The 25360-nt window shown below is 61.9% G+C and carries 25 protein-coding genes; 11 read left to right on the forward strand and 14 right to left on the reverse strand.

The features are described from left to right. Nucleotides 1-286, reverse strand: a 286-nt coding sequence (locus tag KBA32_RS04690; RefSeq protein ID WP_294355986.1) for a circularly permuted type 2 ATP-grasp protein, incomplete at its 3' end; no start/stop codon positions are given. Between the two features lie 324 nt (nucleotides 287-610). On the opposite strand from KBA32_RS04690, the gene KBA32_RS04695 reads away from it, so the two are divergent. The 3 genes from KBA32_RS04695 to KBA32_RS04705 are packed head-to-tail and all read left to right on the forward strand — an operon-like array spanning nucleotide 611 to nucleotide 5478. Further along, complete coding sequence (locus KBA32_RS04695; protein WP_294355988.1) at nucleotides 611-1597, forward strand: efflux RND transporter periplasmic adaptor subunit; 987 nt, start codon at nucleotides 611-613, stop codon at nucleotides 1595-1597. Between the two features lie 6 nt (nucleotides 1598-1603). After that, nucleotides 1604-4342 (forward strand): ribosome-associated ATPase/putative transporter RbbA, encoded by a 2739-nt coding sequence (gene rbbA / locus KBA32_RS04700; protein ID WP_294355990.1) that lies wholly within the window; start codon nucleotides 1604-1606, stop codon nucleotides 4340-4342. A gap of 2 nt (nucleotides 4343-4344) precedes the next feature. Further along, entirely contained in the window at nucleotides 4345-5478 is a 1134-nt protein-coding gene (locus tag KBA32_RS04705; RefSeq protein WP_294355992.1) for an ABC transporter permease, read from the forward strand. A 221-nt stretch (nucleotides 5479-5699) separates the two neighbouring features. Here KBA32_RS04705 and KBA32_RS04710 read toward each other — a convergent pair whose 3' ends face one another. The 3 genes from KBA32_RS04710 to KBA32_RS04720 all read right to left on the reverse strand — a co-directional run bounded on the left by KBA32_RS04710 (nucleotide 5700) and on the right by KBA32_RS04720 (nucleotide 8033). Further along, a complete protein-coding gene (locus KBA32_RS04710) occupies nucleotides 5700-6593 on the reverse strand; it encodes a DMT family transporter (RefSeq protein ID WP_294355994.1) in 894 nt (297 codons plus the stop codon). A 142-nt stretch (nucleotides 6594-6735) separates the two neighbouring features. After that, a complete protein-coding gene (locus KBA32_RS04715; protein ID WP_294355996.1) occupies nucleotides 6736-7593 on the reverse strand; it encodes an SPFH domain-containing protein in 858 nt (285 codons plus the stop codon). Continuing rightward, nucleotides 7593-8033 (reverse strand): NfeD family protein, encoded by a 441-nt coding sequence (locus tag KBA32_RS04720; protein ID WP_294355998.1) that lies wholly within the window; start codon nucleotides 8031-8033, stop codon nucleotides 7593-7595. The genes KBA32_RS04715 and KBA32_RS04720 overlap by 1 nt, the downstream gene beginning before the upstream one ends. Before the next feature lie 138 nt (nucleotides 8034-8171). On the opposite strand from KBA32_RS04720, the gene KBA32_RS04725 reads away from it, so the two are divergent. After that, complete coding sequence (locus KBA32_RS04725; protein ID WP_294356000.1) at nucleotides 8172-9191, forward strand: AAA family ATPase; 1020 nt, start codon at nucleotides 8172-8174, stop codon at nucleotides 9189-9191. Nucleotides 9192-9206: 15 nt separating this feature from the next. Here KBA32_RS04725 and KBA32_RS04730 read toward each other — a convergent pair whose 3' ends face one another. Further along, complete coding sequence (locus KBA32_RS04730) at nucleotides 9207-9650, reverse strand: universal stress protein (protein WP_294356003.1); 444 nt, start codon at nucleotides 9648-9650, stop codon at nucleotides 9207-9209. On the opposite strand from KBA32_RS04730, the gene KBA32_RS04735 reads away from it, so the two are divergent. The 6 genes from KBA32_RS04735 (at nucleotide 9649) to hemN (ending at nucleotide 15077) form a co-directional block, all read left to right on the forward strand. Further along, nucleotides 9649-10275: a hemerythrin domain-containing protein gene (locus KBA32_RS04735; protein WP_294356004.1), complete on the forward strand. Its 627-nt coding sequence runs from the start codon at nucleotides 9649-9651 to the stop codon at nucleotides 10273-10275. The genes KBA32_RS04730 and KBA32_RS04735 overlap by 2 nt on opposite strands. Next, a complete protein-coding gene (locus KBA32_RS04740) occupies nucleotides 10265-10531 on the forward strand; it encodes a DUF2249 domain-containing protein (protein ID WP_294356006.1) in 267 nt (88 codons plus the stop codon). The genes KBA32_RS04735 and KBA32_RS04740 overlap by 11 nt, the downstream gene beginning before the upstream one ends. A 65-nt stretch (nucleotides 10532-10596) precedes the next feature. Beyond that, entirely contained in the window at nucleotides 10597-11883 is a 1287-nt protein-coding gene (locus tag KBA32_RS04745; RefSeq protein ID WP_294356008.1) for a hypothetical protein, read from the forward strand. 12 nt (nucleotides 11884-11895) lie between these two features. Continuing rightward, nucleotides 11896-12279, forward strand: coding sequence for a SirB2 family protein (locus KBA32_RS04750; protein WP_294356011.1), 384 nt, complete (start codon nucleotides 11896-11898; stop codon nucleotides 12277-12279). Nucleotides 12280-12328: 49 nt separating this feature from the next. After that, nucleotides 12329-13591: a hypothetical protein gene (locus KBA32_RS04755; protein ID WP_294356013.1), complete on the forward strand. Its 1263-nt coding sequence runs from the start codon at nucleotides 12329-12331 to the stop codon at nucleotides 13589-13591. Nucleotides 13592-13679: 88 nt separating this feature from the next. Next, nucleotides 13680-15077 (forward strand): oxygen-independent coproporphyrinogen III oxidase, encoded by a 1398-nt coding sequence (gene hemN / locus KBA32_RS04760; protein ID WP_294356061.1) that lies wholly within the window; start codon nucleotides 13680-13682, stop codon nucleotides 15075-15077. On the opposite strand, the gene KBA32_RS04765 is transcribed toward hemN, so the two are convergent. From KBA32_RS04765 to KBA32_RS04790, 6 genes are all read right to left on the reverse strand, one after another. Further along, the gene (locus KBA32_RS04765; protein WP_294356015.1) at nucleotides 15074-17263 is read right to left on the reverse strand and encodes an EAL domain-containing protein; all 2190 of its coding nucleotides are present in this window, start codon (nucleotides 17261-17263) and stop codon (nucleotides 15074-15076) included. The genes hemN and KBA32_RS04765 overlap by 4 nt on opposite strands. Beyond that, nucleotides 17256-17969 (reverse strand): EAL and HDOD domain-containing protein, encoded by a 714-nt coding sequence (locus tag KBA32_RS04770; protein WP_294356018.1) that lies wholly within the window; start codon nucleotides 17967-17969, stop codon nucleotides 17256-17258. Before KBA32_RS04770 ends, KBA32_RS04765 begins: the two co-directional genes overlap by 8 nt. A gap of 591 nt (nucleotides 17970-18560) precedes the next feature. Then, on the reverse strand, nucleotides 18561-20075 hold the full coding sequence (gene lysS / locus KBA32_RS04775; RefSeq protein ID WP_294356019.1) for a lysine--tRNA ligase: 1515 nt from the start codon (nucleotides 20073-20075) through the stop codon (nucleotides 18561-18563). A 34-nt stretch (nucleotides 20076-20109) separates the two neighbouring features. Continuing rightward, nucleotides 20110-21214, reverse strand: a protein-coding gene (gene prfB / locus KBA32_RS04780) for a peptide chain release factor 2 (protein WP_294356021.1) whose coding sequence is annotated in 2 segments (ribosomal slippage) — nucleotides 20110-21132 and nucleotides 21134-21214 — 1104 coding nt in all. Because the reading frame shifts where the segments join, the coding sequence is not laid out codon by codon here. 88 nt (nucleotides 21215-21302) lie between these two features. Then, nucleotides 21303-21710 carry a GIY-YIG nuclease family protein gene (locus tag KBA32_RS04785; protein WP_294356023.1) on the reverse strand — a complete coding sequence of 136 codons (408 nt, stop codon included), beginning with the start codon at nucleotides 21708-21710 and terminating at the stop codon, nucleotides 21303-21305. Continuing rightward, the gene (locus KBA32_RS04790) at nucleotides 21688-22587 is read right to left on the reverse strand and encodes a recombination-associated protein RdgC (RefSeq protein ID WP_294356024.1); all 900 of its coding nucleotides are present in this window, start codon (nucleotides 22585-22587) and stop codon (nucleotides 21688-21690) included. The genes KBA32_RS04785 and KBA32_RS04790 overlap by 23 nt, the downstream gene beginning before the upstream one ends. 101 nt (nucleotides 22588-22688) lie before the next feature. On the opposite strand from KBA32_RS04790, the gene KBA32_RS04795 reads away from it, so the two are divergent. Then, nucleotides 22689-23162, forward strand: a complete 474-nt coding sequence (locus KBA32_RS04795) for a hypothetical protein (protein ID WP_294356026.1) — start codon at nucleotides 22689-22691, stop codon at nucleotides 23160-23162. Nucleotides 23163-23262: 100 nt separating this feature from the next. On the opposite strand, the gene dnaQ is transcribed toward KBA32_RS04795, so the two are convergent. From dnaQ to KBA32_RS04810, 3 genes are all read right to left on the reverse strand, one after another. Further along, a complete protein-coding gene (gene dnaQ, locus KBA32_RS04800) occupies nucleotides 23263-23985 on the reverse strand; it encodes a DNA polymerase III subunit epsilon (protein WP_294356028.1) in 723 nt (240 codons plus the stop codon). Between the two features lie 188 nt (nucleotides 23986-24173). Further along, the gene (gene rnhA / locus KBA32_RS04805; protein WP_294356064.1) at nucleotides 24174-24608 is read right to left on the reverse strand and encodes a ribonuclease HI; all 435 of its coding nucleotides are present in this window, start codon (nucleotides 24606-24608) and stop codon (nucleotides 24174-24176) included. Between the two features lie 7 nt (nucleotides 24609-24615). After that, on the reverse strand, nucleotides 24616-25338 hold the full coding sequence (locus tag KBA32_RS04810; RefSeq protein ID WP_294356031.1) for a class I SAM-dependent methyltransferase: 723 nt from the start codon (nucleotides 25336-25338) through the stop codon (nucleotides 24616-24618). Nucleotides 25339-25360 lie beyond the last annotated feature (22 nt).

Raw genomic sequence — 25360 nt, forward strand, 5'->3', positions numbered from 1 at the left:
CGTGATAGATGTCGCGGACAAAGGCGTTCAAGGCCTGGACCCGCTGACGCAGCCCGCGCGAAAGAAACTCCCACTCGCTGGCCGGGATGATGCGCGGAATGATATCGAACGGAATCAGGCGCTCGGAACCGCCTTCTTCGCCATAAACAGCGAAGGTGATCCCAACCCGGTGAAACAGCGCATCGGCCTCTGCCCGCTTCGCATTGATCTTGCCCGGCGGCATCTCGTTCAGCCAGCGGTAGTAAGCGTCGTAGTGCGACCGGATACCACCACTGGCGTCCTGCATTTCGTTGTAGAACTCCGCAGACTTCATGGCTCAAGCTCGCTGAGAGAATAAGTGGTGCGTTATCAGCGAGAAATGTGCCAGCTAGTAGTGTATTGTTTTTATGTAGTAATTTTTAATGCGATGGCTGTTGGCGAACCAAAGTGGTGCAAAACAGCCGGTTGCTGTGCATGCAGTGCTACACACTCTGTTTGCGGCACCAACGACGTGTGCCCCCACCAGGCTCACTACATGAGCCTGGCTGACGATTGTTGCTAATCAGGTAACGGGATGGGGTATACTGGGTTCTTCTAATGACCATGTGGTCAGTAAAACGACAGGTGTTTCATGGACCGCGCACCCCTCGTCAAAATCGTCATTTTCCTGCTCTTCGCGCTGCTCGGTGCGGCCGCGATCTTCTACTTCATGCAGCATCGAAACGCCGGCCTGCCCAGCGGGTTTTCTTCGGGCAACGGTCGCCTCGAGGCCACCGAGGTCGATGTCGCGACGAAGATTGCCGGCCGTCTGAGCGAACTCCTGCCGCGCGAGGGTGACATGCTCGAGGCGGGGGCGGTGCTGGCGCGGCTCGAAGCCGACGACTTGCGCGCCCAGTTGCGCGCGGCCGAGGCGGCGGTGACGCAAGCGCGGAAGGCGGTGGACGAGGCGCGCGCCGGCGAGCGCAAGTCGCGCAGCGATGTGGCACTGGCCGGCAAGACGCTGAAGCGTTCGCAGAGTCTGGTCGACAAGGGCTTCATCAGCCGGAACAAGCTGGATACCGACCAGACCGGCATGGAAGGCGCGCTGGCCGGCATGGATCAGGCGCAGAGTCGGGTGGCCGAGGCCGAAGCGGCGGCTGCGGCGGCCGTGGCGAAGGTGGAAAGCCTGCAAGCGACGTTGAACGACACTTCGCTGAAGGCGCCGATTTCCGGCCGCGTGCTGTACCGCCTGGCCGAGCCCGGCGAGGTGCTGGCGGCGGGCGGCAAGGCACTGACGCTGCTCGATCTGTCCGACATGTACATGACCATCTACCTGCCGACCGACAAGGCGGGGCAGGTGGCGCTGAACAGTGAGGCGCGCATCGTGCTCGATGCCATGCCGGGGCAGCCGATTCCCGCCACCGTCGTCTTTGTGGCGGCGAAGGCGCAATTCACGCCGCGTGAAGTCGAAACGCGCACCGAGCGCGAAAAGCTGATGTTCCGCCTCAAGGTCAAGCCCGACCCGGCCTGGCTGGCGGCGCACCGCGACCTGGTCAAGGGTGGCCTCCCGGGTGTCGCCATCGTGCGCCTCGATGCCGATGCGGCGTGGCCGGCCAACCTGCAGATCGACGGAAAGTAATCGGCCATGGACCGCCCGCCGGTCGCCCGTCTTGCCGGCGTCAGCCACCGTTATGGGGCGGTGACGGCGCTGGAGGCGGTCGATCTCGCCTTGCCGGCCGGCTGCATGGTTGGGCTGATCGGCCCCGACGGCGTCGGCAAGTCGTCCCTGCTGGCGCTGGTATCGGGGGCGCGGCAGTTCCAGACGGGCAAGATCGAGGTGCTCGGCGGCGACATCGGCGACCGCCATTTCCGCGCGGCCGTGCAGCCGCGCATCGCCTACATGCCGCAGGGACTGGGCAGGAATCTGTACCCGACGCTGTCGGTGTTCGAGAACGTCGATTTCTTCGGCCGCCTGTTCGGGCAGGGCCGGCGCGAACGCGAGCAGCGCATCGCCGAATTGCTGGCCAGCACCGGCCTCACGCCGTTTCGTGACCGCCCGGCGGCCAAGCTCTCGGGCGGCATGAAGCAGAAGCTCGGCCTGTGTTGCGCGCTGATCCACGATCCCGACCTGCTGATCCTCGACGAGCCGACGACCGGCGTCGATCCGCTATCGCGCCGTCAGTTCTGGGATCTGATCGACAGCATCCGCGCCCGCCGGCCGGGCATGAGCGTGCTGGTGGCGACCGCCTACATGGAGGAGGCGGAGCGCTTCGACTGGCTGGTGGCGATGGACGGCGGCCGGGCGATCGGCACCGGCACGCCGGCCGAATTGCGGGCGCAGACCGGGCAGGCGACGCTGGACGGCGCCTTCATCCGCCTGTTGCCCGAGGAACGCCGGCGGGCGCACCACGAACTGGTGATTCCGCCGCGCGTCGGCGACGGCGGCGTTTACGCCATCGAGGCCGACGGGCTGTCGCAGCGTTTTGGCAATTTCACCGCGGTCGACCGCGTCAGCTTCCGGATCGAGCGCGGCGAAATCTTCGGCTTCCTCGGTTCCAACGGCTGCGGCAAGACGACGACGATGAAGATGCTGACCGGCCTCTTGCCGCCCACCGAGGGCGCGGCGAAGCTGTTCGGCAAGACCGTCGATGCACGCGATCTCGACACGCGCAGGCAGGTCGGCTACATGTCGCAATCCTTCTCGCTTTACGGCGAACTGACGGTGCGCGAGAACCTCGACCTGCATGCGCGGCTCTTCCACCTGCCGGATGACCGGCGCGCGCCGCGCATCGCCGAACTGATGCAGCGCTTCGGGCTGGAACCGCATGCCGACAAGGCGGCGGCCGACCTGCCGCTCGGCATTCGCCAGCGCCTGTCGCTGGCCGTGGCGGTGGTGCATGCGCCGAAACTGCTGATTCTCGACGAGCCGACCTCCGGCGTCGACCCGGTGGCGCGCGACGAATTCTGGGCGCTGCTGGTCGAACTGTCGCGCGGGCAGGGCGTCACCATTTTCATCTCCACGCACTTCATGAACGAGGCCGAGCGTTGCGACCGCATTTCGCTGATGCACGCCGGCAAGGTGCTGGCCAGCGACACGCCCGCCGGCCTCTGCGCGGCGCGCGGCCAGCCGACGCTGGAGGCGGCCTTCATCGGCTATCTGGAGGAAGCTACCGGCATTACCGGCGCGCCTGTTGCGGTCGATCCTGAAAAACAGGCAAAAACCACGGTCGACCGTAACAGCCAAAAAATTGGCCCGAGCGCCTTCAGTCCGCGCCGCCTGCTCGGCTACGCCTACCGAGAGACGCTGGAATTGCGCCGCGACCCGATCCGCCTGGCCTTCGCCTTGCTCGGCTCGGTGCTGCTGATGTTCGTGCTCGGTTTCGGCATTTCGCTCGATGTCGAAGGCCTGCGCTTCGCCGCGCTCGACCGCGACCAGTCGCCGGAAAGCCGCGCCTACATCCAGAACATCGCCGGCTCGCGTTATTTCATCGAGCAGCCGGCTATCCTCGAGGATGCCGATCTCGACCGGCGCATGAAAAACGGCGAACTGGCGCTGGCCATCGACATCCCCGCCGATTTCGGCCGCGATCTGCGGCGCGGCCACTGGCCGGAAATCGGCGTCTGGATCGACGGCGCCATGCCCTATCGCGGCGAAACCGTGCGCGGCTACCTGCAGGGCATGCACCTGCAATACGTGCAGCAGATCGTTCGCGAGGCGACCGGCGTCGACACCGCCTACCCGGTCAATATCGTTTCCCGCTATCGTTACAACCAGGATTTCAAGAGCATCTACGCGATGGTGCCGGCGGTGATCCCGATCCTGCTGATCTTCATCCCGGCCATCCTGATGGCGCTCGGCGTCGTGCGCGAGAAGGAACTCGGCTCGATCACCAACCTCTACGTGACGCCGGTGACGCGCCTCGAATTCCTGCTCGGCAAGCAGTTGCCGTACATCATCGTGGCGCTCATCAGCTTCGTGCTGCTGGTCATCCAGTCGCAGCTCATGTTCCACGTGCCGATCAAGGGCAGCCTGCTGGCGCTGAGTTTCGGGGTTTTTCTGTACGTCATCGCTACCACCGGCTTCGGCCTGCTGATATCGACCTTCACCAGCACGCAGATCGCCGCGCTGTGCGGCACGGCGATCCTGACCATCCTGCCGACGGTGAGCTTTTCCGGGCTGACGACGCCGGTCGCGGCGCTGGAAGGGGCGAGCTACTGGATCGGCCAGTTCTTCCCGGCCAGCTATTTTCTGGTCATCAGTCGCGGCGTGTTTACCAAGGCGCTCGGCTTTGCCGACCTGATTCCGCAGTTCGTCGCGCTGGCTGCATTCATCCCGGTGCTGACGCTGGCCTCGGTGGCGCTGTTGCGCAAGCAAGAGAAATAGCCATGCGTCTTGCCACGCTGTCCAACATCTACCGCCTCGGCCTCAAGGAGCTGAAAAGCCTGGGGGCCGACAAGGTGCTGCTGATCCTCATCTGCTGGGCCTTTTCCGGCGCCATCTACACGGCGGCGACCGGCGCTTCGCAGGAGCTGCGCAATGCGCCGATCGCGGTGGTCGACGAAGACCAGTCGCCGCTCTCGCGGCGCATCGTCGGTGCGTTTTACCCGCCGTATTTCCGTCCACCGCAGCAGACGACGCTGAGCGAACTCGATCAGGGCATGGATTCGGGCCGCTACAACTTCACGTTGGTGATTCCGCCCAATTTTCAGCGCGATGTGGAGAAGGGCCGCGCGCCCGATGTCCAGCTCAATATCGACGCGACGATCATGAGCCAGGCCTTCATCGGCGCCACCTACATCAAGAGCATCGCCCTCGGCGAAGTGAATGAATACCTGACCGGCACCCGCGACAGCGCCGCCACGCCGATCAAGCTGACCACCCGCGTGCGCTTCAACCCCAACCTGATCGGCGTCTGGTTCGGCGGCGTCATGGAGGTCATCAACAACGTCACCATGCTGACCATCATCCTGGTCGGCGCCGCCTTCATCCGCGAGCGCGAGCACGGCACCATCGAGCATCTGCTGGTGATGCCGCTGACCCCGTTCGAGATCATGATGGCCAAGATCTGGGCCAACGGGCTGGCGGTTCTGGCGGGCGTCACCTTTGCATTGCTGGTGATGGTGCAGCAGGTGCTGAAAGTGCCGATTGCCGGCTCGCTGCCGTTGTTCCTGGCGGCAGCGGCCTGCTACCTGTTCGCGGCGGCGTCGATCGGCATCTTCCTCGGCACGCTGGCGCGCTCGATGCCGCAGTTCGGGCTGCTCGTCATCCTCTGCATCATCCCGCTGCTGATGCTTTCCGGCGGCGTTTCGCCGCGCGAGAGCATGCCGCCGCTGGTACAGAACCTCATGCTGGCCGCCCCGACGACTTACTTCGTGCGCCTGGCCCAGGCCATCCTCTACCGGGGCGCCGGCCTGGACGTGATCTGGCGCGACCTGCTGGCCATGATCGGCGTCGGCGCCTGCTTCTTCACGGTGGCGCTGCTGCGCTTCCGCAAGGCGGTGACGCAGACGCAGGTGTGAAGCGCATCAGGAATCGTTGATGTGCATCATGGGCAGGGCCTCGCCCGTTGCCGACAATCAGGCCGGCGCGGCGCCCTCATGGCGCCGTGGCAATTTCGACATGCTTTTCCTCAGACAAGTCTTCGCGACGGCTGCGGCCGCCGTCTTTTTAACGCGCCATTCGTAACGCGCCATTCGGGACAGACCACGGTTTTGGATAATGGGCGCCCCTGTGAGGTGTGTCACCGCTTAGAAGCTGTATTCCCATAGCGCGAAGCGATGAACGAACCGAGTGAGACGAAGACAAGTCCGCTCAACAGCCACCCGGTCAGCGGCTCGCCGAGCAGTGGTACGGCAACGATGCCGGTGACGATGGGTACGAGGGCGAGGAAGGCGGCGGCGCGTTCGGTGCCGAGCAGGGAGATGGCTTTCAGGTAGGCGAGCATCGAAAGCACCGTCGCGACGATACCCTGAAACGCGCATTGCAGCACGATCATCGACAGCGGTGCCGCCACCAGTCGTTTCGGCAGCCAGAGGGCGTAGGCAGGCAGGTACAGTACGGCGGAACCAAGCGCGACGGCGCAGGTGAGCGTCCACGGGGAATAGCCCCAGCGCGTCGCCAGCACGCTGTACACCGCCCAGCAGATCGAACCCACCAGGATGAGGAAGTCGCCGAGCAGCGCGTCGGGCGATCCGTCGGAGAAGTAGGGCGTGGCCGCGCAGCCGATGCCTGCGGCGATGAAGAAGAGCCCGATGAGTCGTTTGCGCGACGGGCGCGTGCCGACGATCAGCCACGCGACGGCGCTGATCAGGAAAGGCTGCAGGCCGGAGAGCAGGATGGCGCCGTGCGCCGCCGGCGCGTATTTGAAGCCGCGATAGACGAGCAGGCAGTAAATGAGGTTGCCGAGCAGCGACAGAATCCACAACCGCCCATCGCACCATGCGCCCGCTGGCAGCTTGCGCCAGGCGATCGGCAGCAGGACGAGTGATGCGGTTATCAGGCGCAGCGCGATGATGTCGTAGGGCGTCAGCGGGCTCTTGCCGCCGACGCGCGAGACGAGGGAAAAGCCGGTCCAGGTGACGAGCGTAAAGAATGCGGCGAGGTAGCCGCGCAACAGCAGATTTCTGTCAGGCAAGCGAAACTCGGAGTCTGTAATCAATCAAAAGACCACCGCAGAGACATAGAGGCGCAGAGCTTTCGCAGAGAAAACCTTTGAGACCGATGTTTTTCTGTGTGCAACCTCTGCGTCTCTGTGTCTCTGTAGTTGTCACGGCCAATCAGGCTTTCGGGACCTTCTGGAAGAGACCGCGCAGTGTGCCTTGCAGGTCGGCCGGTAGCAGCACCATCTTGGCGTTCGGCGACTCGGCGAGCTTGGTCATGCTGGTGATGTACTTCTCGCCGAGCAGGTAGAGCATCGGCAACTCGTTGTCGCCAAACGACGCGGTGACCTTGGTGATCGCCTGCGAGGAGGCTTCGGCCAGCATGACCTGCGCTGCGGCGTCGCGCCGCGCCGATTCCAGCCGCGCTTCCGCCGAGAGGATCATCGACTGCTTTTCGCCTTCCGCCTTGGTGACCATCGCCTTCCGCTCGCGTTCGGCCGCCGCCTGCAGTTCCATCGCGCGCTGCATCGATTCGGACGGCTTGATGTCCTGGATTTCGACCGATTTCACGGTCAGGCCCCAGTCCAATGCTTCGTCGGCGACGCCGGCTTTCAGGCGGGCCTTGATCATGTCGCGTTGCGAAAGGGCGTGGTCAAGCTCCATTTCGCCGACGATCGAACGCAGCGTCGTCATGATCATGTTGCGGATGGCCTCGGAATAGTCCTCGACGCCGTAGACAGCCTTGACCGGATCGGTGACCTTGATGAAGGCGATGGCGTTGACGACGATCACCGCGTTGTCGCGCGTGATGACTTCCTGTTCCTGCACGTCGAGGATGATGTCCTTGGTCGTTACCTTGTAGGAGACGGTGTCGAAGTAGGGGATGATGAAGCGCAGGCCGGGTAGCAGCGTCACGCGGTACTTGCCCAGGCGCTGGACGATCCATTCCTCGCCCTGCGGGACGATGCGTACGCCTTTGGCGATCGTGATGAGGACGAACGCGAGGAATACCAGGGAGGTGATTGTCATGCCCATTACTTCGTCTCCTTCACTTTGATGAAATTGCCTTCGACGGTGACGATACTCACTCGCGCGCCGGCCTTGATCGCTGTCTCGGCATAACACTCCCAGACGTCCGAGCCGAGAATCGGCTTCTGGAAGCGCACGTGGCCGCGGATCTCGGGCGTGATGTCGCTGACCAACAGGCCGACCTCGCCAGCGACCGATGCCGCCGATGTGCCGACCGAAGTCATGGTGCGCGGCCGGAAATGTCTGAACCAGACGGCGACGAGCACCGTCGATAGTCCCGCCCACAAGAGCAGCTGCGTCGCCAGCGAAAGCGCGGGGGCAAAGAGCAGCACGATGCCGACGCCGAGCGCGCCGATGCCGAACCACACGATGAAGAAGGCTGGGACGAGCAGTTCGGCCATCGACAGGCACAGCCCGAGAACCATCCAGTGCCACCATTCGAACATGAGAAGACGCTCCGTGGAATCGATACCGGGGAATACCGCAAGGATAGCCCAGAAGCGCCGGGCAGGGCGCCTTTACGAGAATTTGCGGCAATTCGGATTACCATGGCGCCTTGCCAAATCGCCAACGCTGGAATACCCATGCTGACCAAGGAAACCACGCCCAGCCGCATCGTCAGATACCTCGACCAGTACGTGATCGGCCAGGATGAAGCGAAGAAGACCGTCGCCGTCGCGGTCTATTCGCACTACCGCAAGATTTCCACCGTGCTGCAGAAGAGCGGCACGATCGCCAAGAGCAACGTGCTGCTGATCGGCTCCTCCGGAACGGGTAAGACGCTCCTGTGTGAAACGCTCTCGCACATGCTCGGTGTGCCGTTCGTGACCGCCGATGCGACCTCGCTGGCGCAGACGAAGTACGTGAACGAGGAAATCGAGGCCATCCTGCAGCGCTTGGTCGACAAGGCGAATGGCGATCTGCGCAAGGCGGCGCTCGGCATCGTTTTCATCGACGAAATCGACAAGTTGAAGGCGACCAGGGCCGAGGCGCGTGTGCTCTCCGGCGAAAGCGTGCAGCACGCGCTGTTGAAGATCATGGAAGGGTCACCGGTCAAGCTGAAGGACGGCCAGTACCTCGATACGAGCAACGTGCTCTTCATCTGCGGCGGCGCGTTTGTCGGGCTGGAGAACATCATGTCCAAGACACACGGCTTCGGTTTTATTTCGACCACCGACAGCGATGACCGAAATATTCTCGATCGCTTGAACAAGCGCGTGAAGCCGACCGATCTCTTCGAATTTGGCCTGATTCCAGAGTTCACCGGGCGTCTGCCGATCGTTGCGCGCTTCCAGGATCTCGACAAGTCGATGCTGGTCCGGATCATGAGCGTGCCGAAGAACTCGATCTATCGGCAGTACGTCGAGATTTTTCGCGCCGAAGGCGTCGAACTGGCTATCGCACCGCGCGTCTTCGAACAGATCGCCGAGATTGCCATCGAATACAAGACCGGCGCCCGCAGCCTGCGCGGGATTTTCGAGGAATTGATGACGCCGGTGCTCTACGTGGTGCCGGACAGCCCGGACATCGGCCGGGTCGAAATCGCGTCGCTCTTCGAAGAGCCGCGACTGGTACGCAAGGCGCCCACGGCAGCGGGCGCCTGAGCGTCAAAGGTTGACTCAGCGGTAGATCAGCACCGGGATCTTGGTGTGCGTGAGCACCTTGTGGGTTTCGCTGCCGAGCAAGAGGCTGGTCAGCCCGCGTCGTCCGTGCGAGGCCATGAAGATCAGGTCGCAACCTGCGGTTGTCGCTGCCTCGATGATGCCTTCGTAAACGATGTCGTTGGTGAGCGATATCGTCGCGCATTCGACATCGGCGTCGCGGCAGAGCTGTTCGACGAACCCCAGGATTTCCTTGGCCTGTGTCTCGGCCAGTTCGGCGAACTGCTCGGGCGTCGTCGAGTCGATCAACGCACCCTCGCCGTAGTAGGTGACCGGATATTCCGGCTTGGCATAGAACGCCGTGATCTTCGCCCCGGCCTCCTTGGCGAAGGAGACGGCGCGGCGGCAGGTGTCCTGCGAGAACGGGGAACCATCTGTCGGAACAAGGATGTGCTTGAACATGATGACGCCTTTCTTTTGTGGAGAGCCTGTTCCCAATATAGCCAAAATCATGCGAAGGACAATCGCTTCGGCATCGGACCAAGCGATGACATTGCATCGTTTTGATTTCGGTCAATACGGATCGGCGTCAATCGGCAGACAATTCCCGCCATCAATAAACAAGCCGATTGAGGTGCTTATGGAAACGATCCGGGAGTTGCTGACCGATGACCATCGCCTGTGTGATGATCTGTTCGCCGTGGTCGAGCAGGCGGTGGCAGCGGGCGAGTGGGAAAAGGCCGATGCTGCGTTCGCACGTTTCTGCGCAGCGATGCTGAATCATTTCGACCTCGAGGAGGGTACGCTCTTTCCGGAATTCGAGGCACGGACGGGAATGACGATGGGGCCGACGCAGGTGATGCGTAGCGAACATCGCCAGATGCGCGAACTCCTCGCGGCGGCCGAGGTCTCTCTCGGTGCACGCGATGCAGACGATTACTCTGGCTACGCCGAGACGCTGCTGATCATGGCGCAACAGCACAACATGAAGGAAGAGAACATCCTCTATCCGATGTGCGACCAACACTTGAACGACCGGATCGATGAAATTCTGCCGACGCTGAAAAAGAACCTGAATGCCCGATAAGTCGGAATCCATGCCCGCAACACGCGACGGCGTCGCCCGCGTTGTCGATGGCCGCAATCTGGAGCCGCCCGAACCTTTCGTGCAGGCGATGGATGCGCTCGACGCGATCACGCTGGGGCAGAAGGTCATGCTCATCCTCGGCCGCGAGCCGCATCCGCTTTACCGGGCGCTGGAGCTCAACGGCTATGCCTGGCAAACGGAGCGCAAGGACGACGGCTCCGTGGAGATCCTGATCTGGCACAAGGCGGTCGGTTAGGCGGTTGTTGTTTTGACGATGATTTTCCCTTTGCAACCGGGCATTGCGTCCGGCCTTGAGTGGTAATGCAGGCCCTGCTTTCTTACGACCAGTCGCCGCCGATCGCGGCGCCTTTCCGCTTCTTCTTGACCGCCCCGGTGTTCGCCATCCTCGCCGGCGTACTGCTGCTCTGGGGCGGGCCGGATGCGCTCGCGTCGCGCTGGACACCAGATGTGCTCGCCGTGACGCACCTGATCACCGTCGGTTTCATGTTGCAGGTGATGCTCGGCGCACTGATCCAGATTCTTCCCGTCGTCGCGGGGGCCAATCTGCGGCAACCCATGCGCCTTGCCGCAGTCGTGCATGGGGCGCTGAACATCGGCGCGCTGCTGCTCGGTGCGGCTTTTCTTACGTTCGACGAGCGCTGGTTCAAGGGTGCAGCCATCGTTCTTGGTGCGGGTACGGTGTTATTCCTTTTCGCGGCGTTCATTGCGCTGCGCGGCATTCCGGCGACCAGCGCGTCGATCCGGGGCTTGAAGCACGCGCTGGTCGGCTTGGGCGTTGCCGTCGGCATCGGCGTTGCGCTGACCACATCGCTTGGCTGGTCGCTTGGGCTGCCGTTGTTGCCGTTGGCGGACATTCATCTCGTTTGGGGATTCGTCGGCTGGGGCCTGATCCTGCTTGCGGCCGTTGCCTACGTGGTGGTGCCGATGTTCCAGATCACGCCGGCGTATCCGGGCGGGTTCGAGCGACGGTTCTCGTACGTCGCGCTGACGATGGCCGGTGCCTGGTCAGTCGTCGAGTATCTTGAGCTGGGAGTCGCGCGCTTCATACTCGGTGTGGCGGTCGTGGCCGTTATCGCCAGCTTTGCGGCAATTACACTGCAGCTCCAGCGTGCCAGCAAGCGCGCCCGCTTTGACGCCAATCAGCACTGCTGGCGCATCGCAATGCTTTGTGCCCTCGCGGCGTGCGCAGTCTGGCTGCTGGCGATGTTGCTGCCGGCGTTCGGTGAGTGGATGGGCTGGCCGCTGCTCTGCGGCGTTCTCGTGCTGTTCGGCGGCTTCATGACGGTCATCGTCGGCATGCTCTACAAGATTGTTCCTTTCCTCATCTGGCTGCACCTGCAAAATGCCGGCGCGCGCCGTGTTCTGGTGCCGAACATGAAGAAGATCATTGCCGAGCAGGCGATGGATCGTCAGGTACGGGCACATTTCGCTGCCTGTGCGCTCGTTCTTGCTGCGGCCTGCTGGCCGACGTGGTTTGTCTATCCGGCCGGTGTTGGTTTGATCGTTGCCAACGTCTGGCTGCTGCGCAATCTGTGGTCGGGCGTGGCCGTTTATCGCGCGCACCTGCGCAAGATTGCGGCGGCCTGATCGGGAGTTTCGGTGGATTACCTTCTGCTCAAGAACTTGCATGTGGGCTGCGTCATCGCCAGCGGCTGCGGTTTCGTCCTGCGCGGTATCTGGATGCTTCTCGATTCGCCCAGGCTGAACCAGCGCTGGGTGAAAATCTTTCCGCATGTTGTCGATACCGGCCTGCTCGGGAGTGCGATCGCGCTGGCGACGATCAGCGGCCAGTATCCGCTGGCGCAGAGCTGGCTTTCGGCCAAGGTGATCGGGCTCGTCGCCTACATTCTCTGTGGCACGATGGCGCTCAAGCGCGGGCGGACGAAGTCCATCCGCGGCGTGTTTTTTGTGGTGGCGCTGCTGGTTTTCGCCTACATTGTGTCGGTCGCCCTGCATCGCAGTCCGCTGGCTGGATTCGCCTGACGCGCATTTTCTCGGGCCGCGTATCGATCCGGTTTCGATTGGAGCCGCTGTGGTTAAAACCGTCCTCCTTGCCTTGTTCCTTACGTCGCTCTCATCGCTCTCGTCGCTCGCTGCGGTCGACGAGCGACTGCCCGATTCATCCATCTACAAAGGGGAGATCCGGCGCGGCCCGGATGGTCGGTTGATGTCCATTGAGTCGGCAGAGCTCCCGGGCGCTGCGCTCAAAGCCGCCTCGATGATTGTCGGCCCGCAGGAAAAGATCACGAGCATCAGCGAGGCGGCAAAGCTGGCAAAGGACGGGGAGGTTATCGAGATCCGTTCTGGCGACTACCGGGGCCAGCCGGTCGTATGGACGCAGAACAACCTGACGATTCGCGGCTCGGACAAGCGTCCGGTGATGCTCGCCGACGGCAAGAGCGCCGAAGGCAAGGCGATCTGGGTCGTGCGCGGCGACAACGTGCGCATCGAGAACATCGAGTTTCGCGGCGCGCGCGTCGGCGAGTTCAACGGTGCGGGCATCCGTTTCGAGCGCGGCCAGCTCGTCGTTCATCGCTGCGCTTTCTTCGACAACGAGATGGGCATCCTGACGGCCAATTTGCCGGACATGACGCTCACCGTGAGCGATAGCGAGTTCGGCGCGGCACCCGAAACCGCCGGTGACCTGCATCATCTCCTTTACGTTGGCGCCATCGCGCGTTTCGAACTCATTGGCAGTCGTTTTGAGCGCGGCTACCTCGGGCATCTCGTCAAGTCGCGCGCGCGGGAAAACCACGTGCGCTACAACTTTCTCGTGGATGGCGACAACGGCAGCGCGTCCTACGAACTCGAATTCCCGAACGGCGGCTTGGCTTACGTCGTTGGCAACGTTATCGGGCAGTCGGCAGAAACGGAGAATCCGGACATCGTTTCGTATGGCGCCGAAGGGCCGCGGTGGCCGGACAATGCGCTTTACCTGGCGCACAACACGCTGATCAATGATTACCCGTCGGGCGATTTTCTCAAGCTCTGGACGGAGAAGTTTCCGGGCGGCCTTGAAGTCTGGGTGATCAACAACCTGACCATCGGCTACGGCAACCTGAACAAACCGGCCTATGGGCGGTTCGAAGGGAACGCCACCGCGGAGCGGCGCGAGATGCTGGGCTACGGCGGCGCCCCGGCGCGGCTGGGGAGCAGTTCGCCGTTGCGCGGTTCAGTTCGGATTCCCGGGCAGGCGAACGGCGTTGATCTGCTGCCCTCGGGCGAGTTTGTCTTTCCGGCCGGCGTGCGAAAGGTTGTTCCGGCCAGCGCGCTGTCGCCGGGGGCGTTGCAATGACTTTGGATTGACAGCGTGCCGGCGAGCCGGAAAACTCCTGCCTCTGTGCAATACGTGGTGCGCACCAAGACCGATACACATGGAAACCATGAACACCTTTACCGACACGCTGGTTTTTGACCCTCAGATCATCCGTCGCTTCGACATCAACGGGCCGCGCTACACGTCTTATCCGACGGCCGACCGCTTTGCCGACAAGGTCGGCGCCGAAAACGCCGAACACTGGCTCGCGGAGAGAACCCGCGGTGCGTCGCGGCAGGCGCTTTCGTTGTACTTCCACATCCCGTTCTGCAACACGATCTGCTACTACTGCGCCTGCAACAAGATCATCACCAAGGATCACGGCCGCTCGGCCAAGTACCTGAAATACCTGGCGCGCGAGCTGGCGCTGCAAAACAGTTTCCTCGCAGAAGGCGATAACGTCGTCGAGCAGCTGCACTGGGGAGGCGGTACGCCGACCTTCCTCTCGCACGACGAAATGCGCCAGTTGATGGCGTCGACGCGCAAGCACTTCCGCCTCGTCGATGACGGCGAGTATTCGATCGAGGTCGATCCGCGCAAGGTCGACTACGCGACGGTCGAATTGCTCGGCGAACTCGGCTTCAACCGCATGAGCGTCGGCGTGCAGGACTTCGACGAGCGTGTCCAGCAGGCGGTCAACCGCATCCAGAGTGAGGCCGAGACGATGGCCGTGATCGACGCGGCGCGCGCCAACGGCTTCAAGTCGGTCAGCATCGACCTGATCTACGGCCTTCCGCGCCAGACGGTGGAAGGCTTCGACCGCACGCTCGATCGCGTGCTTGCGGCGAGCCCGGATCGCCTGTCGATCTACAACTACGCGCATCTGCCCAGCCTGTTCAAGCCGCAGCGACGCATCCTCGAGTCCGACATGCCGACGGCCGACAACCGCCTGCAGATTCTCGCACTGGCCATCCGCAAGCTGACCGACGCCGGCTACGTCTTCATCGGCATGGACCACTTCGCCAAACCCGGCGACGAATTGGCAATTGCACAGCGCGAAGGACGCCTGCACCGCAACTTTCAGGGCTACTCGACGCATTCCGACTGCGACATGATGTCCTTCGGCATCTCGTCGATCAGCAAGGTCGGACCGGGCTACTACCAGAACGTGAAGACGCTCGACGAGTACTACGATGCACTCGACAAGGGCGTGCTGCCGGTCTTCCGCGGCATCGAGCTCGACGCCGACGACATCCTGCGCCGCGCGATCATCCAGTCGCTGATGTGTCACTTCGAGCTGTCGATGGACGCCGTCGAAGCGAAGCACGGCATCGATTTCCGGAGCTACTTTGCGACCGAACTCGCGGCACTGCGCGAGATGGAGGAGGGTGGTCTGCTGCGCATCGAAGCGCGGCGGATCGTCGTCCTGCCACCGGGCCGCATGCTGGTGCGCGCCATCTCGATGGCCTTTGATCGCTTCCTGCGCGCCGACCACGAGAACAAGCGGTATTCGAAGGTGATTTAGGTCTGAACCAGCCGTTGATCTTCCCTGACCATGCGCTCGAATTCGGCGGCTGGAACCGGCGGGCTGAACAGATACCCTTGAAGCTGATCACAACCCAGATCGCGCAGGAATCCCATCTGCTCGACGGTTTCGACGCCTTCCGCCACGATCTCCTGGCGCAGCTGCTTGCCCATGGTGACAATCGCCTGTGCGATGGCGCAGTCGTTCGTATCTTCCGGGATGCCGGTGACAAAGGTGCGGTCGATCTTCAACGTCGTGATCGGGAATTTCTTCAGGTAGGCGAGGCTTGAGTAGCCGGTGCCGAAGTCGTCCAGCGAGAGCGCGAAGCCCATGGCGACGAGCTTGTTCATGATCGGGATGACGGATTCCGGCCCACGCACGAGCAGGCTCTCGGTAATCTCGAGGATCAGCATCTCGCAAGGCACGTCGTGCCGCTTGATCGCGGCTTGCAGGCGTTCCGGCAACTGCGCGTCGAACTGGCGGGCCGAGAGATTGACGGCGATTGGAAGCATGCTTCGGCCGTTGTCGAGCCAGACGCGGATCTGCCGGCAGGCCGCTTCGAGTATCCAGCTGCCCAGTTCAAAGATGAGGCCGGTTTCTTCCGCGAGCGGAATGAAACGGTCGGGCGGAATCATGCCCTGCGCCGGGTGATTCCAGCGGATAAGCGCCTCTGCGCCGACGATCCTCCCGCTGCGCAGGCTGACCTTGGGTTGATAGTGCAGGAGCAGTTGATCGCTCTTCAGCGCTTGCCGCAATTCGGCTTCGAGCTGCCATTGTTCCCTGGCGCGTTCGTTCATTTCCGGGCTGTAGAGCAGATAGCCGGAACCGCCGCTGCCTTGCCGGCGTTTCATTGCGACGTCGGCAAAGCGCAGCAGCGCCGCGGTGCTTTGTCCGTCCTCGGGATAAATCGAAATGCCGATTCGCGCACTGATGTGCAGCGCGTGCGATTCGATGATGAAGGGCTGAGCCAGCGAGTCGAGCAGTTTGTCGGCGACCAGCCCGCTGTGTTCGCGCTTCTGGATGCTGACCAGCGCGACGACAAACTCGTCGCCGCCGATACGCGCCAGAATGTCCTCCTCGCGCAAGGCCATGCGCAGGCGTTGTCCGACCTGTTTGAGCAATTCGTCGCCGACGTCGTGCCCCAGCGTGTCGTTGAAAGCGGCAAAGCGATTGACGTTGACCACGAGCACCGCACCGTGGTCGTTGTTGCGTCGGGCCGCGGTCAGCGCCTGTTCGACGAGCTGATGGAACAAAACCCGGTTGGGCAGGCCGGTCAGGTGATCGTAATTGACCAGATTGCGCACGCGTTCCTCGGTCGCGCGCAGGACGCTGGCGTCGGAAAAGATCGAGAAGACATGCGTGATGGCATCGTCGGCATCGCGCACGACACCGATCGAGACGGACTGCGGGAAGAGTTCGCCATTCTTTCTCTTACCGATGATTTCGCCGTGCCAGGCACCGGCGCCGCGGATCGAGGCGCGCATCTGCTCACGGAAATCGGCGCTGTGCACGCCCGAACGCAGGAGGTCGGGCGTCTGGCCGATCGCTTCGGTCGCCGAGTAGCCGGTGATCCGGCTGAATGCGGCGTTTACGGAGACGATTTTCTCCTGGTTGTCGGTAATCATGATGCCTTGGTCGCTGTCTTCGATGATGCGGGCGTGCAGGCGATGTTTCTCTTGTTCGGATAGACGGTTCGCGATTTCCGTGAGGTGCGCGGCCATGCCGACCGGCTCGTTGTTCTCGTCTAGAATGTGCGTCAGCGCGAGGTTGGCACGGAAAGTTTCGCCGGATTTCTTGCGCCGTTTTACCTCGATCAACGGACTGCCGTAGTCGAGGAACAATTCGTGGATCTCTCCGTTGCGTCGCCCGGGTTCGTCGGCGTAGAGGAACAGGATGTGCTGTCCGATCGCTTCTTCGGGCAGGTAGCCGAACAGGCGCTGCGCGCCACGGTTCCAGCCGGTGACGTAGCCGGCCATGTCCATCGTGATCACAGGCTCCTGTTCGTGGCCTTGCGACTTCTGAGCGGTGACGGTCGGCGCCAGGGTCTCCGGGCTTTCGACGAGCAAGGCGAGCCTGCGCCGGAGTTCGGAAAGCACGTGCGAGCGCGCGGTGTCGCTTAGACTCAGCGCAGTGGTGCACAGGTCAAGACACTGACGCAGTTGTTGTTCGTCGCCAGATTCAGCCATGGCGCTTGTCCTGTTGATCGTGTATCGCGCCCAACATCCAGAGGTGCGCTTCGAGCGTCAGCCGATTCCAGTCGTCAGCAGTCAGGCCGATCTGGAGAAGCAAGGCGAGAACGCGCGTCTCGTCGAGGCGTTCGGAAGCTTCGACGCACTGCAGGAAGTGACCGATGTCGCCCTCGTGCCGGAGCAGGGCATCGTCGAGCAGATCGTTCAACTTCAAGGGCGTCAGAATTTCGGGGAGCGGCATGCCGAAGAGGACGCCAAGCAGCGAGAACATCCCGACCATGAACGCTTGCTCCTGATGCCATCGATCGAGTCCGACCGCCTTCGCCAGCAACTCCATGCTGCGCGCGCGGACGGCGACACGCGCGATCAGCATCGCCGAGCGATAATCGTCGCGGCTCGCAGCGAACAGCATCAGGTTGAGCCAGCGCTTCAGTTGCTGGCGTCCAAGGATGAGGATGGCTTGCGAGAAGCTGGAAATATGCCGCCCGACACCCACGCCAAGGGAATTGACGAGGCGCAGGAGGTGATAGGCGAGCACCGGCTCCTGGCGGAATATGGCCTCGATCTCGCAGGTATCTGCGTCCGTCGCGACGAGTTGCATCAGCTTGAGCGCGAGCGCGCGTGAGGCAGCTTGTGTCGGTGTGGACTTGGGGGGCTGCGCCAGATACCAGTCGCCTGAAAGCCATTGCTTTCCAGGCTGCATAGCCGGTTTTCCGTTTGGCTCAGCCGCCTGGATTGCGGTAGCGGCAACCATCTGTATTCCGCTCGCGTTCATCGCTTCGCTCAATTCGACCGGAAAGCGTTGTTCGGTACCGTCATCGATGAGGCTGGGAAAGCGGCTGGTCAAGGCCTGAAAATCTTCGGTCGCGCATAGCGGGAGCAAACCGATCGAATCGCTTTTGCTGACGTGTAGTCTGGCTGCCATTGGGGTGAGTTTGGCGTCTGCCAGCAGTTCAAAGAAAATCAACGGCATCAGGCTCATATCGTCTCTCTCGGTGGGTGTCCAAGCGATCGTTTGCTGCCTTTGTTCCCCGGGTGTCTACGGCGCACAACGGAATAACTCAAGGGTTCGAGCGCTGATTCCTGCTGCACCAACACACAAGCGTTGTTCTGATTCTAGTAAAGATTACCTGCGTCTGCGCCGTGATTTTTTCGAAATGAGTAGGCGAAGTGAATAGCGAAACATCGTAGAAGGAAGGGCCGCCAAAAAGCGGAACCCCGGCGCGAGGCCGGGTTCCGATGCTTCATCCAGGGCGCACCCCAAGAGTACTTCTTCGTGATGTGCTAGCGCACATCACTCAGGGCGCATCTGCGGGAAGAGGATTACGTCGCGGATGTTGGGCGCATCGGTGAGCAGCATGACCAGGCGGTCGATGCCGATGCCGCAGCCGCCGGTCGGCGGCAGGCCGTATTCGAGGGCGCGGATGAAGTCGGCGTCGTAGTACATGGCTTCTTCGTCACCGGCTTCCTTGGCCTTGGCCTGCGACAGGAAGCGCTCGGCCTGGTCTTCCGGATCGTTCAATTCGGAGAAGCCGTTGGCAATTTCGCGGCCGACGATGAACAACTCGAAGCGCTCCGTGATGTCGCGGTTACTGTCGCTGGCGCGGGCGAGCGGGCTGATCTCGGCGGGGTAGTCGACGATGAAGGTCGGTTCCCAGAGGTCGGCCTCGACGGTTTCTTCGAACATCAGGAGTTGCAGCGTGCCGATGCCGGTGCCGGGCTTCAGTTCGACTTTCATCGAAGTGAGTTTCTGGCACAGCCAGTCGGCATCGGTCAGTTGCTCCAGCGTGTATTGCGGCTTGTACTTCATGACCGCTTCGACCATGGTCAGCCGCGCGAAAGGCTTGGAGAGGTCGAGCGTGCGGCCCTGATACTCGAAAACCTCGGCGCCGAGTGCTTCACGCGCGGAGTGGCGCAGCAGGCCTTCGGTGAAGTCCATCAGCTTGTTGTACTCGCTGTAGGCTTCGTAGAACTCCATCATCGTGAATTCCGGGTTGTGGCGCGGGCTCATGCCCTCGTTACGGAAATTCCGGTTGAGCTCGAACACCTTCTCGAAGCCGCCGACAACGAGTTTCTTGAGGTAAAGCTCCGGCGCGATGCGCAGGTAGAGGTCCATGTCGAGCGTGTTGTGGTGCGTCACGAACGGGCGGGCCGAGGCGCCGCCGGGGATCGGGTGCATCATCGGCGTTTCGACTTCGAGGAAGCCGTGGTTGCTCATGTAGTTGCGGATCGACTGGACGATGCGGCTGCGCGCCACGAAGGTGAAGCGCGACTGCTCGTTCATGATGAGGTCGAGGTGGCGCATGCGGTACTTCTGTTCCTGGTCGGTCAGCCCGTGGAACTTCTCGGGCAGCGGACGCAGCGACTTTGACAGCAGGCGGATTTCATTGGCTTGCACCGTCAGTTCGTTGGTCTTGGTACGGAACAGGACGCCGACGACGCCGACGATGTCGCCGATATCCCAGCGCTTGAACGCCGTGTAGGTTTCCTCGCCGACCTTGTCGCGGGCGACGTAAATCTGGATGCGGCCGCCGACGTCGGAAATGGTGATGAACGATGCCTTGCCCATCACGCGCTTCAGCATGATGCGGCCGGCGACCTTGACCTCGACCGGGTTCGCTTCGAGTTCCTCGGCCGACTTCGAGTCATAGACTTCGATGATCTTGCCCGAGATGTTTTCGCGCTCGAAATCGTTCGGATAGGCTTTGCCTGTGGCGCGCCACTCGGCCAGCTTGGCGCGGCGTTCGGCGATGATGTGGTTCTCGTCCTGCTCGGCGGCGGTGTTGCTTGCGTTGGTCTGTTCAGACATGGTCAATCTCAATCGATGGAGTGGTGTGGTGGTCTTAAACGCCTTGCTTCAGGCTGGCTTCGATGAACTGGTCGAGATCGCCGTCGAGCACGCTTTGCGTGTTGCCGCACTCGACGTTGGTACGTAGATCCTTGATGCGCGACTGGTCGAGAACGTATGAGCGAATCTGGTGGCCCCAGCCGATGTCGGTCTTGGAGTCTTCCAGTTTTTGCTGTTCGGCCTGGCGTTTTCGCAACTCGGCTTCGTACAGGCGCGATTTCAGCATGGCCATCGCCTCGGCGCGGTTGCGGTGCTGCGAACGGTCGTTCTGGCACTGCACGACGATCCCCGACGGATTGTGCGTGATCCGCACCGCCGAGTCGGTCTTGTTGATGTGCTGACCACCGGCCCCCGAGGCGCGGTAGGTGTCGATGCGCAGGTCGGCCGGATTGATCTCGATCTCGAAGGAATCGTCAATCTCGGGATAGACAAAGACCGAACAGAAGCTCGTATGGCGTCGGGCGTTCGAGTCGAACGGTGATTTTCGGACCAGACGATGGATGCCGGTTTCCGAACGCAGCATGCCGAAGCAGTATTCGCCGGTCAGTTTGATCGTTGCGGTCTTGATGCCGGCGACGTCACCTTCGGATTCTTCGAGCACGTCGACGGTGTAGCCCTTGCGTTCGCCGTATTTGATGTACATGCGCAGCAGCATCGAGGCCCAGTCCTGCGCTTCCGTGCCGCCAGCGCCGGCCTGAATGTCGATGAAGCAATTGAGCGGGTCGGCCGGGTTGTTGAACATGCGGCGGAACTCAAGCGCGGCAACGGCCTTCTCGATTTCGTCGATGTCGGCGGCAACGGCATTCAGCGTGTCGTCGTCGTTCTCCTCGCGCGCCATCGCAAACAGCTCATCGGCATCCTTGAGGCTATCGGCTACACGATCGAGCGTCAGGACGACGTTCTCGAGCGTCTTCTTCTCTTTGCTCAATTCCTGCGCGCGCTCGGCGTTGTCCCAGACCTTCGGGTCTTCGAGTTCGCGCGAAACGGCGTTCAGTTGATCGAATTTCTGATCGTAGTCAAAGATACCTCCGCAACTCGGTGGCGCGCTGGGCGAGATCCACGAGTCGGTTGGTGACGATATTGAGTTGTTCGGCTTCCATGATCATCCAGGCGTTAATCGATAAACCGGGGATTATATACGCTGGCTGCAGCCCGTCTTCGGCAAGGCCGAGTTTTTGCGGCTGAGTACTATCGCCGGGCAACTCGATCGGTGTTGTCCGCATCAGGTGGCTGAATCATCCGCGATCCCATCGCTTCGGCGTACCGCCGCTTGTCCGCCGGCTTCAGTTGCTTGATTTGGTATTCGGCTTTCGACGCGCTGGAACGATCCGGGAAGCCGATGCAGCCCAGGAGGCGCGCCGGCGGGTGCGCGCGCGTATAGCGGGCGCCCTTGCCGGCAGCATGTGCGGCGTAGCGTGCCGCAACATCGATGGCGATCCCCGTGTAGATGCTGCCGTCACGGCATTCGATCAGATAGACAAACCACGGAGCAGCCTGCATCTGCCGTGTTGGTCGGGGCGAATCCTGCACGCCGGATTCGCCCGAAGTCCCCGGTTCGGACGGCGTGGTCGCGCTAGATCGCTCCAGGCAACTCACCACCGAGCGCCTCGAGCAAGTCGGCGAGCAGGTGCGCGACTTCGCCCGTCATCAAGGTGAAGTCGATATCGAAGCGCTCGTCTTCGTTTTCTGCCTGGCCGTCGGCTTGTTCCTTCAGGATGTCGAGGAAAGCGAGGCGTTTGAGCTGCAGGTTTTCGTTGAGTACGAAAGAGATCCGTTCGCCCCACGTCATTCCCAGCTTGGTGACAATCTTCCCCGTCGCGATGTGCTGGCGAATCTCGTCGCCTTCCAGCGTGTGCTTCACATAGCGCACCGCCGCGTTTTCCGCCGAGCGCAGTTCGAGGTCCTGGTCGATCGTGAAACTTCCGGGCGCGTCGCCGTCGGCGATCCACCCGGTCATGGCGGAAGCGGGTGATTGCACCGTCTTGACCAGCTTGGCCGGGAAACTGTCGACCGAACGGCGCAGGTGCTCGAGGAATTCTTCGGCTTTCGCAGGTGAACCCGCGTCAACGACCAGCCAGCCGTTGACCGGGTCGATCCAGCCGTAAGTGACGCGGCGGCGCGGGAACGCTCGCGGCATCAGTTCGATTGCCGTCGCCTCGCGGATGTCACGCATTTCCTTGCGCCCGACCTTGCGTCCCTCGTTCTCCAGGATCGCCTTGGCGCGATCGGCGGCGAACTGCTTGACGATGCTGGCCGGCAGCAAGCGCTCCTCAAAGCCGAGCGCAATCAGCCATTGATGATTGACGCCATGCACGAGCGGACCGCCCTCGCGCGGCGGAACCCAACCCGTGCTGCGGGGTTCGATCGAAGTGCAGGGTTGAAGCGGCAGCTTGGATAGCTGCTCCTCGAAGGACGAGATGTCGATCGACAGATCCTTCGGTAGTCGATAGAGCTGGAGATTTTTGAACCACATGGTGCAGATCCGAAAAAGGAAGCGATTATAGGGCTGAAACGACTCTTCTTTACTCAATGCGAGGACGTCGGACTGTCGCGCGAAGGAACACCTTTAACAGCTTGAACGACGGGGCGCCTGTGGGTGATAATGACGACATGAATGATCCTCAACCGATAGATCCGCGCCGTCGTATCCGTGAGTTGCTCGCGATCCCTGATCGTGATCGCACCGATGCGGAATGGGACGAGCTCAACGAACTGGAAATCCGTACGGCGCCCGGTAATCGGGAAGTGCCGGAACGGTCTCAGGACAAGCGCTTCAACCAGCCGGCGCCAGGCCATGCAAAGCGCCAGGACCGGAAGCAGGATCGCAAGAATCCCAACGGTGGAGGCAATGTGCCTCGCGCTCAGGAGCCTCGGCAGGAAATCAAGCCGCAGGAGAACCGCAGTCAGGAAGGGCGAAACGACGGTCGCTCGCCACGTCGGCAGCATCGGCGGCCGAAGCGCTCGACGGGTAACAGTTCGGGTAATGGCGGTCCTGCCAACGCCGGTGGTTCCGGCGGCGGTAGCGAGGGTGGCGCACCGGCTGCGTGATTTGGGGCCACTGGCGTCCAAGTTGGTGTTGACTTGGTTGTTCAAATGAAAAACGGCAACTTCGGTTGCCGTTTTTGCATCGCCTCGTCTCGAACGCTTGCTAGGCCGCCGGTTCGCTTGGCGGCAGCCAAAGACACTTGCCCTTGCTCTCCTTCTGGATGGCGGCAAGAATCTTCTCGTGTTCCGCGCACTCGCCTTCGGCAGCACGAACGACCGTGTGTGTCCGCCGCGGCCGGTTGCGTTGGGCCGACGATGCGAGCGCCGTTTGCCCGGATTCATCGGACGTCAGATCCATGATCAGGCTTTCCTGGCCGCGCGTCATCGCGACGTAGACTTCGGCGAGGATCTCCGAGTCGAGCAGGGCGCCGTGCAGTGTCCGGTGAGAATTGTCGATTCCGTAACGCTCGCACAATGCATTCAGGTTGTTCTTCTTGCCCGGATGCATTTCTTTGGCCATGCGCAGGGTGTCCTGCACCGCGCGGCAGACCGTCTCGATCGGCGCCATGGCGAGCAGCGCAAGTTCGGCGTTCAGAAAGCCGACGTCAAAGGAGGCGTTGTGGATGATCAATTCGGCACCGCGCACGAAGTCGAGGAATTCTTCGGCGATGTCGGCGAATTTCGGCTTGTCCTGCAGGAACTCGAGGCTGATGCCGTGTACCGCGAGCGCGCCGGCGTCGATATCGCGCTCGGGATTGATGTAGCGGTGAAAATGCCGGTTGGTCAGGCGACGGTTGCGCATTTCGACGCAACCGACTTCGATGACGCGATGGCCGAGTTTGTGTTCAAGACCGGTGGTTTCAGTGTCGAGGAAGATCTGGCGCATTGGATGATTCGTCTGGATATTCACTCAGAGCCTGTGAAAAAACTCAAACCCCACCGCAGAGGCACGGAGGCGCAGAGGAAACGCAGAGGAAAAGCACCGTTTCCAAAGGTTTTCTCTGCGAAAACTCTGCGTCTCTGTGACTCTGTGGCAGGCGTTTCTGCATTTGTTCACAACCTCTCAGTATTCGGCTACTTGCCGAGCAGTTGGTCGATGCCGCGATTGGCGAGGGCATCGGCGCGTTCATTGCCCGGGTGTCCGGCGTGGCCTTTGACCCAGATCCACTTGATTTGATGCTGTGTCGCGAGTCCGTCAAGAATTTGCCAGAGGTCAGCGTTTTTGACCGGCTTCTTGTCCGAGGTTCGCCAGCCGTTGCGCTTCCAGTTGTGGATCCATTGGCTGATCCCTTTCTGCACGTACTGGGAGTCGGTGTGGACGTTGACGGTGGACGGGCGCTTGAGCGCTTCCAGCGAGCGGATCACGGCGGTGAGTTCCATCCGGTTGTTCGTGGTGTCGCGCTCGCCGCCGCACAGCTCCTTCTCGGCACAGCCTGTCTGCATCAGCACGCCCCAGCCGCCCGGACCCGGGTTGCCTCGGCAGCCGCCATCGGCGTAAATGTTGATCATCGGTTCTTCAGCCACGGTCTTGAATTCCTTTTTGTGCAATGGGTGTAAGTGCCTTGTGTGGGGCATTGCTCTGCTCCCAGGGCGGCAGAATGAGGCGCATGCCGCGCACGCGCTTGACGGCGCGCAGCATATAGACGCCTCCGGCGAAACTCCACCAGCGATCGCCAGCCGCCTCCATGAAATGGAAACGCTTGAGCCAGCGGGTTTCGCGGAAGGGAGGAGCGTAGCAACCAAAGCTGCCGCGATCGACCTCGAAGCTGAGTAGTTGCAGCCAATCCTTGAGGCGAAGCACCGAGATGTAGCTGCCGTTGCACGGAAAACCCGTCGGGCAGTTGGGCAGGCGGCGGCGCAGCCCCCACAATGACAAAGGGTTGAAACCGGTGACCACCAGTTGGCCGTCCGGAATCAGGATCCGCTCGACTTCGCGCAGGATCTGATGCGGATTGTCGTGAAACTCGAGGACGTGCGGTAGAACGACCAGGTCGATGCTGTTGGCTGCGAAGGGCAGTTCGCGCAAGTCGCAAACGACGTCCACCTTGCCTGTCTCGCCGGCAACCTGGCGCAACGGGATACGGTTGTGCGCAAGCAGATCGAGTTCGGGCAAACCGAGCTGAAGTGCGTTGTAGCCGAACAGATCGACCACGAGGGTGTCGATCCGTTCCATTTCCCAGTCCATGACATAGCGCCCTTGCTGCGTCTGGAGCCAGTCATCGATTCCGGGGTTTGACATTTTTCTCGCTTCTTCCACAATC

The organism is Propionivibrio sp. (assembly GCF_017995515.1).
GTDB lineage: Bacteria > Pseudomonadota > Gammaproteobacteria > Burkholderiales > Rhodocyclaceae > Propionivibrio.